Here is an 11,856-nt window from a genome sequence, read left to right on the forward strand (position 1 = left end):
ATCAGCGCCGTCGCGACGTCCGGCGCGGCTTCAATTCATCCAGCGCCGAAGCGTTGCTGCGCGCCCATTCGTAGACCAGCTCGATCGGCTCGATCATGCGCTGGCCCAGCGGTGTGAGCGAGTAATCGACCTCGGGCGGTACGGTGTCGTGCACGTGCCGATGCACCAGGGCGCTGGCCTCGAGTTCGCGCAGGGTCTGGGTCAGCATTTTCTGCGAAATGCCGGGCAGGCTGCGCAGCAGCACGCCCGAGCGCGCATGGCCCTCATGCCGCACATGCAGGGCGTGCAGGATCATGCTGGTCCACTTGGTGGCGAACAGCTCCAGTACGCGGCGCGGCGCGCAGTCTTCCAGCCATTGCTCGTCGGGCGATCCGGGTTTCATGACGGTGGTTACCTTTTGGTGCCGACTTGGTTTGTCGTCGCGGCGGATTTATTTTGAACGATCATTCTTGCAGAGATACTCATGAACAAAGCGCTCGTGGTGGGAACCAGCGGTATCGTCGGCAGCGCGACCGCGCGACTTCTGGTGGAAAAGGGCTGGCCGGTGGCCGGTGGCCGGTGCCGCGCGTCGACCGCCGGCACAGGATGGCGTGACGCCGGTGGCGCTGGATCTCACCGACGCCGAAGGCACGCGCGCCGCGCTGGCCGACGTCGCGCCGTCGCATGTGTTCATCGCCACGTGGTCGCGGCAGGCGACCGAGGTGGAGAACATTCGCGTCAATGGCTCGATGGTGCGGCATCTGCTCGATGCGTTGCGTCCGGCCGGTAGCGTGCGCCATGTCGCGCTGGTCACCGGTCTCAAGCACTATCTCGGACCGTTCGAGGCCTACGGCAAGGGCGTGCTGCCGCAGACGCCGTTCCGCGAGGAGCAGGGCCGTCTCGATGTAGAGAATTTCTATTACGCGCAGGAGGACGAAGTGTTCGCCGCGGCCGCGCGCGACGGCTACAGCTGGAGCGTGCATCGCCCGCACACGATTACCGGCGTGGCCGTCGGCAATGCGATGAACATGGCCACCACGCTGGCGGTTTATGCGTCCATCTGCCAATTCACCGGCCGTCCGTTTCGTTTTCCCGGCTCCGCCGCGCAATGGAACAGCCTCACCGACATGACCGACGCGCGTCAGCTGGCCAAGCACCTGCTGTGGGCGTCGACGAACGCCATCGCCGCCAACGAGGCATTCAATATCGTCAACGGCGACGTGTTCCGCTGGAGTTGGATGTGGTCGCGCCTCGCCGACTGGTTCGGCCTCGACGCGGCGCCGTTCGACGGCACGATCGAGCCGCTGGCATCGCAGATGGACGGCGACGCCGATATCTGGCGCGAGATCGCCGCGCAGCGTGGGCTGGTCGAGCCGGATATCGACCGGCTCATCTCGCCCTGGCATACCGATGCCGATCTGGGCCGGCCGATCGAAGTGGTCACCGACATGTCGAAAAGTCGGCGCATGGGTTTTCTCGACTATCAGCCCAGCGACGATGCGTTCTTCGACGTGTTTGCCACGCTGCGCGAGCGCCGGCTGATTCCCTGAGAAAAAGTTGCTCTGTGAGGTGTGAGCGCAGCGAGCTCCAACGCGGTGGCCTCCGATGCTGGGGTTTGCTGCGCTCACACCAATCTACGGCAGAACTTGCCGCATTCACTCGCGGGACATCTGCCACTGACGACACTGCGCAGTCGGACTTTCGGGAGTGGCAGTGCCAAACGCTATCGGTATGAAAAACGTTTCCCGCTGCGCGGTCGTGAATCCGCGCCTTGCCCTGCGCCTCCTGCTGCTTGCCGTCGGTCTCGTGTCGATCTCGATCGTCCAGGCGCGGGGTGGCTCCCGAAGCTCGTCGCACGCGGCGGCCGACCAGCTCGCCGTTCAGGTCACCGATGACCGGCTGACCCTTGCTGTCACCGATGTACCGCAGGTCTATCTGTACGGTACGATCGACGAGGATGCGCCGCAGCGCGTCGGCGCTTTGATCCGATCCGGCAAGATTCCCAGCGGCTCGGACATTTATCTCAATTCCTCCAGCGGTAGCGTCAGCGCCGGCATGGCCCTGGGTCGACTGTTCCGCACGGGCTCGATGGTCACCCACCTGGGCAAGCCACGGCGCAAGGGCGAGTCGAATACGGCCATCTGCGTGGGTGCCTGTGCGTATGCTTACTTCGGCGGCCTTTACCGCTGGGCGCCGACCGGCAGCGATCGCATTGGCGTTTCTGCCTATCCGGCCACGTCGGCGTCGACCGCCGGCTCCAGCCAGTCGACGCAGCCATCCGGCGACGTCGCCGGCTATCTGAAGGACATGGGCATCGACCCCGCGGCGCTCGCGCCCACGCCGGGCACGGCATCCAGCGGTACCGTATGGCTCTCCGCCGACCAGATGATGGCCTCGGGGCTGGCCAATAATGGACGGCTGCCGCTGGTAGCGAAGTATCAGACATTGTCCACCGGCCCTTACCTCACCCTCGATCAGGTCGATCGTCACGGCGAACATCGCATGACGATCGAGTGCAAACCCGGGCACGTGATTCTCACGGCGATCAACAAGGTCGGCAACGAGCGCGCCAAAGATATCGTCATGCGCGGAACGCGCTCGTATTTCGAGCTCAACCGGCAGGAGATCCTGACTCAGCAAAGCGGTGGCGCCGAGGTGGCCAGCGAGTCGATCAGCATGACGCGCACCTATCCGCCGGCGCGCCTGCAGTACATCATCTACGCGCCGTCCGTCGGCGCCTGGGTTGCCGGCCGAACCAACGCGTTCCGCAACGGCTTCACCTTCGAACTCGAACCGGTCCGCAGCACCCTCAAGCAATACTACGAAGCCTGCTGGCAAGCGGCGCCGTGGCCGACGACCAAGCAAAATTCCTGAGCCTGCGTTGCCGGCGGCGCGCATGGCAGATGGAAAACGACGCTTGATCGAATCGCGACCGAACGACATCCGCTGATGGACGAGCCCCGGTGATGCCGGGGCTTTTTTGTGCGGTCGTCTTCCGGCTGGCTTGGCCGTCACATCCCGACGCCCAGTAATCGATCGCGGAATGCAAGCTTTCCGCCGCTCGGTCACGCCTGCCTGCTTAACTATGTGTGTCCCTGTCCGAATTCGCGGATGGGGCTATCAAAGGAGCAGGGGCATGATCACGTTGGGTATGGAAGAAGAGATTCAAATCATCGACGACCGGGGAGAACTGGTCGCGCATGATTTTTCGGCGGACTTCGTCGAGGCGACGATTCCGGAGGGACTGATGGATAAGGAGATCCACCGCTGCGTCATCGAAACCAAGACGCGCGTGTGCCAAACCGTGCCGGAGCTGCTGTCGTGCGTGCGGTTGATGCGTGGGCAGGCGCGTCGTCAGGCCGCGTCGCAGGGGCAGCGCATTCTCATCGCCGGCGTCCATCCGACCTCGACGTGGCAGCAACAGCCGCTGCATGAGGGGGCCGACTTTCCGCACTATGCGAGTCTGATCGACGAGTACCGCGACGTGTCGCGCAGCGCGCTGAGTTTCGGCATGCATCTGCATCTGGGTTTCGAGCTGGGCGCGCCGCGCATGGCGATCATGAACCGGCTGCGGCACGTGTTGCCGGAGGTGCTGGCGCTGTCCGCCAGCTCGCCGTTTTTCGAAGGTCGCGACACCGGGTTGCAATCGTGGCGACACAGCCTGCTGGATCGCTACCCGCGCATGGGCACGCCGGACGCGTGGGAAAGCGAGCAGCACTATCAGGCGCACGTGGACCGGCTGCGCGCCGTGGGCTGCCTCGGCGAAGACCAGGGCTTGTGGCAGGACATTCGCCTGCATCATCGCTACGGCACGCTGGAAATTCGCATCATGGACACGCATCCCGATCCGGTACGCATCGGCCTGATCACCACGTTGCTGAAATGGGAGGCCGAAACGCTGCAGCTGGAAATTCGAGCCGGCAGGCAGGGCCCGGTGTGGTCGCGTGCATGCATCGATGAAAATAAATGGCGTGCGCGCCGGCACGGCTTGCGCGCCCAGTGGATCGACTGGAACCGCGATACGGTGTCGGACACGCCCAAACATTTCGAACGCTGGTGGTCGCGCGTGGCGCCGCGGGCCAAGGACCCCGCCGAGCGCAGCTACTGGGAGCGGCATCTGGCCGATGCGCTGATCCAGCGTACTTTCGCCGATGTGCTGCGCCAGCAGGCACTGCGGCACGGCGACTGGAAAACCACATTGCAGTGGATGGCTTCGCTGGCCTGTGACGATGCCTACGTGCCGCAAGCGGCGGAGGCTTTGGCATGAGCGCCTTACCTCACGTGCATCTCGAATTCGTCGGTGAAGCGAAGTTCGCGCGCGCCCTGTCCGATACCCGCGCGCCGCACCTGCCGCAAAGCCTGTTGTCCGACCATTACGCGGTCGGCAATCGTGCGCTGCGCGCCGCGCTCGACCGCAAGATCGGCCATCTGGTGACGGCGCTACAGCCGCATCTGCACCCCGAACGCGTGGCGTGGCCCGGCGCGCGGGCGGACGTGCTGGCGCTGGACATGGCGTTCACCGAGCACCCGACGCAGCCGTTCGATCTGGCCTGGGTGGAAATTCAGGCCTTCACCTCGATGCTGCCCACCTTCCACACCATGCATCTGGCGCAGCGTCGGGCGAACGATATGGACGTCCATTTACTGCCGCACGATCCGCTGCCGCGAGGGACATCGTGGGTGGATCATTCACGCCGGTGGCTCGCCCCGCATGCCGACACGGTGCTGATCGAGGATCGTCCGCGCGACGGTTTGAGCTGGCCGGATTTCGACGGTGCGCGTCACTGGTGGAACGTCGACGTGCACGACTGGCGCGATGTCATCGTCGAAGACGGCCATCTCTACAGCCCGGATCGCTCCAGGCGCTACGCCCACGTGTGGAACCGGCTGATCTTTTCCGACCTCTCGATCGAAGATCGCGCCATGGCCGAAGCGAAGATGCGCGCCGCGCATCAGGTCAACTGGCACAGCCATCCGGCCTGGTACGACGGCATACACAAAGGCAGCCTTGCCGATCTGCCGCTGGCCGCGCACGAAGCCTGTCACTGGGTCGAAGACGCCGCCGTGCACGCCACGCAATGGAGCAGCCCCGAGCGCTGGGTGGCCAAATCCGTCAGCGGACATTCCGGCATCGGCCTGTTGCTCAATCCCACGAGCGCGGAATTGCAGGCGTTGCCCACACCGCGGCAGTGGATCGTGCAGAACAAGTTCAAGCAGGTGCCGATCGGCAAGCATCCGATCACCGATGCGCCGCTGTTCGGCGAGGTGCGCTGCCTGCTCGCCCTGCAGGACGGCAGGGCGCCCTGGGTGATGGCCTGGATCTTCCGCTGCTCCACCAATGGCATTGCGACCATGAGCGGCCGCCAAACCCGCCCCGGTGAAGGCATGACCCTGTTGTACTTCGACACGCGCGAGCAGGATCATGAGGGGTAGTCGCAGGGCGCGATTAGATTGTTTGGCGGTGATTGCAGCGGCTGTGGCGGCACGGCGCAGCAACGAGCATTTACGCAGTGGATGGTCGGAAAGGCGGGCCGAATCACCGACCCGTAGATCCAGCGCCGAGGCGTTTCATGTTGGGGTTCGCTTTGCTCACCGCCAACCTACGGGCGGAGGCACCTCACGTCTTCGACTGCGATCACAGCGGTGGCTCAACCCGCTGCGGAATAATCCATCTTCCTCAGATCATCCAGCAGACTCGGGCCGCTGGGCTCCCAGCCCAGAACCTTGCGCGTCCACTCGCTCGACGACAGCATATCCAGGCCAACGAATCCGCCCAGCCAGCCGAAGTGATCAGCCGCTTCATTCGGCAAGATGGACTTCACCGGCACGCCCAGTCCGTCGCCGATCGCTTGCGCGATATCGCGCGCAGACACGCCTTCCTCGTCGACCGCGTGATAGCGCGCACCGGGCTCGCACTTCTCGATGGCCAGCCGGTAGAGCCGGGCCACGTCGAGTACGTGCACTGCAGGAAATCTGCTGAGTCCTTCGCCGACATAGGCCGACACGCCCTTGGCGCGAGCCACCTCGATCAGCGGCGTGACCAGACCCTGCTTGACCGTGTCGTGCACCTGCGGAAGCCGCATGACCGACACCGCAACGCCAGCGGCCAGCATCTCCTCGCCGGCGATTTCCGAAGCGGATCGCGGGTTGGGATGTGCTTTATTGAACACGTCCTCGGTGGCGGGTTTGCCCGGCATGGTGCTGCCCATGCCCGTACCCGAGGTGATTAGCAGTGGGCGGCTCGAACCGATCAGCACTGAACCCAGTGCTTTGATCACCTGACTATCCTTCGCGCAGTTCGCGACGAAGTTCGAAAAATCATGATCGAACGCGGTGTGGATCACCGCATCGGCCTTGGCAGCGCCGCTGCGCAGGCTGTCCAAATCCTCCAACTGGCCGTGGTGCACCTCGGCGCCAGCGGCAGCGAGCGTGCGCGCGCCTTGTTCCGAACGTGTCATACCGAGAACCTGATGGCCGGCCGCCAGCAGCTCGGGCACGATGCGAGAGCCGATAAAGCCGGTCGCGCCGGTGAGAAATATGCGCATAAGCAGTCTCCAGTGGTGAATATTCGCCTAGACTAGTCCTGCGCTCATACGGGTAAAGTAGTGGCGTTATCATGGTATAGAAACCAACAGGATGCTCATGTCCGTCCCACCCGGCAACGCACTCGGTATCTATTTGAGAGATCGACGCACCCGGCTCGATCCAGCCTATTTTGGCTTCGCCGGCGGTCGCCGGCGAACGCCTGGCCTGCGTCGGGAAGAAGTTGCCCAGCGCGCCAACATCAGCCCCACCTGGTACGCGTGGCTGGAGCAGGGCCGCGGCGGGGCACCTTCAGCTGACGTGCTCAACCGCATCGCCAAGGGGCTAATGCTGACCGAGCCCGAGCGCGAGCACTTGTTCATGCTCGGCCTCGGCCATCCGCCCGAGGTGCGTTACAAGGCCGCTGAGGGCGTCACGCCCCGCCTGCAGCGCGTGCTCGATGCGATGGACGTCAGCCCGGCCATCGTCAAGACGCCGCTGTGGGACGTGGTCGCGTGGAACCGGCCCGCTGCCGTGCTGTTCACGGACTACGGTGCGCTGGCTCCGAACGAGCGAAATATTCTTCGAATGATCTTTGCTGATGCACGCGTGCGCGCCGCGCAGGAAGACTGGCAAAGCGTGGCCCGTTTCGTCGTGGGCGCGTTTCGCGCGGACGCGGCACGTGCCGGTGCAACAGCGGAGATCGGCCAGTTTGTGGAAGAGCTGTCCCGGCTCAGCCCCGAGTTCGAAGCGTTATGGCTGGCCAACGACGTCAACGCGTACGGTGAAGGTCTCAAGCGTTTGCACCACGCCGAACTCGGTTTGCTGGAACTCGAGTTTTCCGCCTTCGCCGTCGACGGTCGACCCGACCTCGGCATGATCGTGTACAACCCCGTGACCCGCGCCGAGGCGGATCGCATTCGTGCGTATATCGAGTCGCAAGCGGTGTCGGCCTAGCTGCGCATTCGTTATGTTGCAACTCGCGATGGCGGATTGGATCGGGCGCCGTTTTCAACAATGAGGAGTTATCGAGTGAAATCGTCGGATGCAGCAGCCGTCGTTCAGCGTCAACTGGATGCGTATAACGCGAAGGACATGGAGGCATGGCTTGCCACGTATTCCGTCCAGGCCGAGCAGTTCGTGCTCCACGGCGAAAGGATCGCGCATGGTCACGAAGAAATGCGAGAGCGCATGCGGCTGCGCTTCGCCGAACCCGATCTCCACGCTCAGTTGGTCAGCCGACTGATCATGGGGCATATCGTCGTCGACCTCGAGCAAATCACTCGTAACTTCCCTCAAGGCAACGGAATAATCGAGATGGTCTGCGTGTACGAAGTTGTCGACGGTCTCATCGTCAAGGCGTCGTTTGCGATGGGGACGCCGGTGTTCAAGGGGTAATCGCTATGTCCACGACGCAGACCCGGTCTCGTCTGCAAGTGTTCATCGATGTCTTGCTTGGCGGCGTGTTCTCTGCCAGCAAAGTCACGAATATGTTCACCGTTTCGCATCGGCGAGTAGGTCGCCATCTGGCGCGATAATCAATACTCGGTGCGCTGGAGCTATTGGGCTCAGCTTGGCGCGTCTTTCATCATGCGGCCGATAACATTCGGTCCGCTCAGCACTCGATCCAATCCTCGGAGAATTCACGTGACCTATCAAGCGGCGACGAATCGCTACAATGATCTGATGCCTTATCGCCGCTGTGGCCGCAGCGGTATCGACCTGCCGGCCATTTCGCTGGGGCTGTGGCAGAACTTCGGCGGCGCGGATGTGTTCGAGACGGGACGCGCCATGTTGCGACGCGCGTTCGATCGCGGCGTGACGCACTTCGATCTGGCCAACAATTACGGTCCGCCGTACGGTTCGGCCGAGGAGAATTTCGGCCGCGTGATGGCGACCGATCTTGCGCCGTACCGCGATGAACTGATCATCTCGAGCAAGGCCGGCTGGGATATGTGGCCGGGCCCTTACGGCGGCATTGGCGGCAGCCGCAAGTATCTGATCGCCAGCCTGGATCAGTCGCTCAAGCGCATGGGCCTGGATTACGTCGACATCTTCTATTCGCACCGCGTCGATGCCACCACGCCGCTGGAAGAAACCATGGGTGCGTTGGCGCACATGCATCGCCAGGGCAAGGCGCTGTATATCGGTATTTCCAGCTATTCGCCCGAACTCACGCGCAAGGCGGCCGCCATTCTTGCCGAGGAGCGTGTGCCGCTTTTCATCCACCAGCCGAACTACTCCATGTTCAACCGCTGGATCGAAGACGGCCTGCTCGACACGCTGGAAGACCTCGGCACCGGCTGCATCGCGTTTTCGCCGCTGGCCCAGGGGCTGCTCACGTCGAAGTACCTCGACGGCGTGCCTGCCGATGCCCGGGCCACGCGCGACGGCTCGCTGAGCAAGGAGCAGCTCAGCGAGAAAAACATTGCACGCATTCGCGCGCTCAACGCGATCGCCGAACGTCGCGGACAAACGCTGGCGCAGATGGCGATCGCCTGGGTGCTGCGCGACCCGCGCGTAACCTCGGCCCTGATCGGTGCGCGCACCGTCGAGCAGTTGGACAACTCGCTGGATGCAGTACATTCGCTCGACTTCTCCGCCGCGGAGCTGGCCGAGATCGACAAGTACGCGACCGACGGCGGCACGGATCTGTGGAAAGACTCGGCGAAGCTTTGAGTTGCGTGCAGGCCGGGCGACGGGTATCGCTCCGTTGACCTGGGCTGACGCGGAAAGCGGCGGGTAGCGCCATCGAACTGTCATACCTCGCGTGCGTGACCGGTTAGCCATCGTCGCAGACGTCAACCTGCACGCCCCGGCGACGTTCATCTCATAAGGCCAGTGGAACACGGCTAAAGCGTTTCTGACGGGCTGGCCATCGTAGGTTGGTGTGCGCTGCGCTTAACCCCAACCTACAAAGCGCTCTGCGGAAGCTTGCAGACTTTTCGAGAACGCTTCTCGCTGCTGGTGCGTCATGACGCCGCCCCGGTTTCTGCTCTGCTTGCGTCGTATGTGAAGCGATTCGGCGCGGGTCTGGCTAAGCTAGCGTCAAGGCGACGATCTATAGTGTTGTCCGGTGAGCCGCCAACGAGTCCCCCCTTTGCCCCACCAAAGCAGATCGTCGTGAAAACCTCCCCTCCCATGAAAGGTGCCGCCCTTCGAGCGGTGCCGAATACCAAGCTTGGATCGACCATGTCGACAGCCACCATCGCCGAGGACGCGCTGAAATACACGCACGTGGCGATGCTGCTGCACTGGACGATCGCGCTGCTGATTCTCGCCAATATCGCGCTGGGTCTCGCGGCGTCGCTGTTGCCGACTTCGGTGTTGCCAGATACGTCCGTGCGCTTTGTCATCGACACGCACAAGTCGATCGGCATTACGGTGCTGGGGCTGGCCATCGTGCGCGTCCTGTGGCGGCTCACACACAGGCCGCCATCGCTGCCGGGCGTCTTTGCCGGCTGGGAGAAAACCGCGGCGCACGTGGCACACATCGCGCTGTACGTGCTGATCTTCGCGCTACCGCTGTCGGGATGGGCGCACGATTCGGCGTGGAACGCCGCGGCGACGCATCCGATGCATCTGTTCGGCCTGGTGCCGTGGCCGCGCATGGGTTTTCTGATGCATCTCGACCCTGCGCTGAAAGAGCAGCTGCATACCCAGCTGGGTACCTTGCACACTTGGTTCGGCTACGCGCTTTACGTGGTGCTGGCACTGCACATTCTGGGCGCCCTGAAGCACCAGTGGATCGATCGCCATTCGGTCCTTGGGCGCATGCTGCCGTAATGCGCCAGCGTGATCGATCGTTGTCCATGAACACTCGCATCCGCGACTTCCGGTACTCCCGGCTCGCGCAGGTTGCCGCCATCGAAACGGAAGAAGGTTGATGGATACGCCCCTCGGTTCTCTCGATCGCGCGCTGGCGCTTGCCTCGCCGCGCATCTCGCCGGTGCGTACGCCAGCGATCAGCGTGATGATCCATGGCGGCGTGATGGTGCTGTGGCTGGTGCTGTTCGCGCGCGCCTTCTTTCTGCACGGTGTCGGCGCGTGGTCCACCGGTATTGCCTACGTGCTTTACGACACGTTGCTGCTGCTGTTCGTGGCGTGGAAATCGCTGTCGCTGATGAAGCCGCTGCCGGCCGCGTCGGCGAGCCGGCCGACTCCAACGCTGGGCGTCATCGTCGCCGCGCACAATGAAGCCGCGGTGCTGCCGATCACGCTCAATGCGCTGCTCGCGCAGACCAGCGTGCCGACACAGATCGTGATCGCCGACGATGGTTCGACCGATGGCACCGCACAGCTGCTCGCGAGCCGCTTCGGCCTGGTCGATCCCGGTGAAGGCAGGCTCAGCGAACCGAGTTCGCTCTATCCCGCGATACGCTGGCTGCGCCTGCCGCACGGCGGCAAGGCGCGCGCGCTGAATGCGGCGATGCTGGTGATGACCACCGACACGGTGATGACGGTGGATGCGGACACGCTGCTTGAACCGCAAGCCTGCGCGGCGATGGCCGACGCCTTCGCTGCCTTGCCGAAACTGGTGGTCGCTGCCGGCCTGCTGTCGCCGGTGTGCAGCCGCACGATGAGCGGCCGATTCTTCCAGTGGTTTCAAACCTACGAATACATCCGCAACTTCGTCTCGCGCTATGCGTGGATGCGCGCGCACAGCCTGCTGCTGATCTCCGGCGCCTTTGCATGCTTTCGGCGCGACGCGGTGTTGACCGTCGGTGGCTTCGATCCGGATTGCCTGGTCGAAGACTACGAGCTGATCCACCGGCTGCGTCGTTATTCCTTCGACCGCGGCCTGGACTGGGACGTGCGCGTGATCGGCACGGCGAAAGCGCGCACCGATGCGCCGAGCACGTTGCCGAGTTTTTTGCGCCAGCGGCGGCGCTGGTTCGCGGGCTTTCTGCAGACCCAATACTGGTATCGCAGCATGATCGGCAACCGCCGCTACGGCACGCTCGGTACGCTGATGCTGCCCGTGAAGGCCTTCGATACCGTGCAGCCGCTCTACGGCCTCGCCGCCTTCGGCTTGCTGCTCGCCTTCCTGTTCGGCGGTCGCTTCACCATCGTGCTGCCGGTTCTGGCGATCATTCTGCTCAAGATCGCCATCGATCTGGCATTTCAGGCGTGGTCGGTGCATCTGTATCGTCGCTGGAGTGGCGACAGCAGCACGTCGAGTTTCGCCATGGCGCTGCTCGCCTCGGTCATCGAGCCGTTCTCGTTCCAGCTGATGCGTCATGCCGGCGCCACGCTGGGCTGGGTGTATTTTTTGCTGAAGCGCAACGAATGGGGCACACAGCACCGGGTGGGGCTGAATGCAGGGAACGAACCCTAGTTTTCTGCGCGAAGACT

General features: G+C 63.5%; 10 protein-coding genes and 1 pseudogene. 9 read left to right on the plus strand and 2 right to left on the minus strand.

Features of this window, described 5'->3' with window-relative positions:
* Nucleotide 1 precedes the first annotated feature (1 nt).
* Complete coding sequence (locus HDE76_RS18195; protein WP_184509648.1) at nucleotides 2–382, minus strand: helix-turn-helix domain-containing protein; 381 nt, start codon at nucleotides 380–382, stop codon at nucleotides 2–4.
* 81 nt (nucleotides 383–463) lie between these two features.
* Here HDE76_RS18195 and HDE76_RS18200 point away from each other — a divergent pair.
* The 4 genes and pseudogenes from HDE76_RS18200 to HDE76_RS18215 all read left to right on the plus strand — a co-directional run bounded on the left by HDE76_RS18200 (nucleotide 464) and on the right by HDE76_RS18215 (nucleotide 5,412).
* Nucleotides 464–1,529 (plus strand): annotated as a pseudogene (locus tag HDE76_RS18200) (SDR family oxidoreductase).
* 181 nt (nucleotides 1,530–1,710) lie between these two features.
* Nucleotides 1,711–2,853 (plus strand): hypothetical protein, encoded by a 1,143-nt coding sequence (locus HDE76_RS18205; RefSeq protein WP_255481675.1) that lies wholly within the window; start codon nucleotides 1,711–1,713, stop codon nucleotides 2,851–2,853.
* A gap of 262 nt (nucleotides 2,854–3,115) precedes the next feature.
* On the plus strand, nucleotides 3,116–4,246 hold the full coding sequence (locus tag HDE76_RS18210) for a YbdK family carboxylate-amine ligase (protein ID WP_184509650.1): 1,131 nt from the start codon (nucleotides 3,116–3,118) through the stop codon (nucleotides 4,244–4,246).
* Nucleotides 4,243–5,412 carry a hypothetical protein gene (locus HDE76_RS18215; protein WP_184509652.1) on the plus strand — a complete coding sequence of 390 codons (1,170 nt, stop codon included), beginning with the start codon at nucleotides 4,243–4,245 and terminating at the stop codon, nucleotides 5,410–5,412. The genes HDE76_RS18210 and HDE76_RS18215 overlap by 4 nt, the downstream gene beginning before the upstream one ends.
* Before the next feature lie 215 nt (nucleotides 5,413–5,627).
* Here the strand turns inward: HDE76_RS18215 and HDE76_RS18220 are convergent, their stop codons facing one another.
* Entirely contained in the window at nucleotides 5,628–6,524 is an 897-nt protein-coding gene (locus HDE76_RS18220; protein WP_184509654.1) for an SDR family oxidoreductase, read from the minus strand.
* A gap of 97 nt (nucleotides 6,525–6,621) precedes the next feature.
* On the opposite strand from HDE76_RS18220, the gene HDE76_RS18225 reads away from it, so the two are divergent.
* From HDE76_RS18225 to HDE76_RS18245, 5 genes are all read left to right on the plus strand, one after another.
* Nucleotides 6,622–7,458 (plus strand): helix-turn-helix transcriptional regulator, encoded by an 837-nt coding sequence (locus tag HDE76_RS18225; RefSeq protein ID WP_184509656.1) that lies wholly within the window; start codon nucleotides 6,622–6,624, stop codon nucleotides 7,456–7,458.
* 75 nt (nucleotides 7,459–7,533) lie between these two features.
* A complete protein-coding gene (locus tag HDE76_RS18230; RefSeq protein ID WP_343205735.1) occupies nucleotides 7,534–7,899 on the plus strand; it encodes a nuclear transport factor 2 family protein in 366 nt (121 codons plus the stop codon).
* 249 nt (nucleotides 7,900–8,148) lie between these two features.
* Nucleotides 8,149–9,180, plus strand: coding sequence for an L-glyceraldehyde 3-phosphate reductase (gene mgrA, locus HDE76_RS18235; protein WP_343205736.1), 1,032 nt, complete (start codon nucleotides 8,149–8,151; stop codon nucleotides 9,178–9,180).
* A gap of 513 nt (nucleotides 9,181–9,693) precedes the next feature.
* Nucleotides 9,694–10,287: a cytochrome b gene (locus HDE76_RS18240; protein WP_184509660.1), complete on the plus strand. Its 594-nt coding sequence runs from the start codon at nucleotides 9,694–9,696 to the stop codon at nucleotides 10,285–10,287.
* Between the two features lie 100 nt (nucleotides 10,288–10,387).
* A complete protein-coding gene (locus tag HDE76_RS18245; protein WP_184509662.1) occupies nucleotides 10,388–11,839 on the plus strand; it encodes a glycosyltransferase in 1,452 nt (483 codons plus the stop codon).
* The last annotated feature ends 17 nt before the right edge of the window (nucleotides 11,840–11,856 follow it).

The sequence above is a fragment of the Rhodanobacter sp. ANJX3 genome, assembly GCF_014200755.1.
Classification (GTDB): domain Bacteria; phylum Pseudomonadota; class Gammaproteobacteria; order Xanthomonadales; family Rhodanobacteraceae; genus Rhodanobacter.

Coding starts and splice junctions, on each gene's coding strand:
- HDE76_RS18220 (WP_184509654.1), bottom strand. CDS start 6,524: ATGCGCATATTTCTCACCGGCGCGACCGGCTTTATCGGCTCTCGCATC.
- HDE76_RS18245 (WP_184509662.1), top strand. CDS start 10,388: ATGGATACGCCCCTCGGTTCTCTCGATCGCGCGCTGGCGCTTGCCTCG.
- HDE76_RS18210 (WP_184509650.1), top strand. CDS start 3,116: ATGATCACGTTGGGTATGGAAGAAGAGATTCAAATCATCGACGACCGG.
- HDE76_RS18215 (WP_184509652.1), top strand. CDS start 4,243: ATGAGCGCCTTACCTCACGTGCATCTCGAATTCGTCGGTGAAGCGAAG.
- HDE76_RS18225 (WP_184509656.1), top strand. CDS start 6,622: ATGTCCGTCCCACCCGGCAACGCACTCGGTATCTATTTGAGAGATCGA.
- HDE76_RS18205 (WP_255481675.1), top strand. CDS start 1,711: ATGAAAAACGTTTCCCGCTGCGCGGTCGTGAATCCGCGCCTTGCCCTG.
- HDE76_RS18195 (WP_184509648.1), bottom strand. CDS start 382: ATGAAACCCGGATCGCCCGACGAGCAATGGCTGGAAGACTGCGCGCCG.
- HDE76_RS18240 (WP_184509660.1), top strand. CDS start 9,694: ATGTCGACAGCCACCATCGCCGAGGACGCGCTGAAATACACGCACGTG.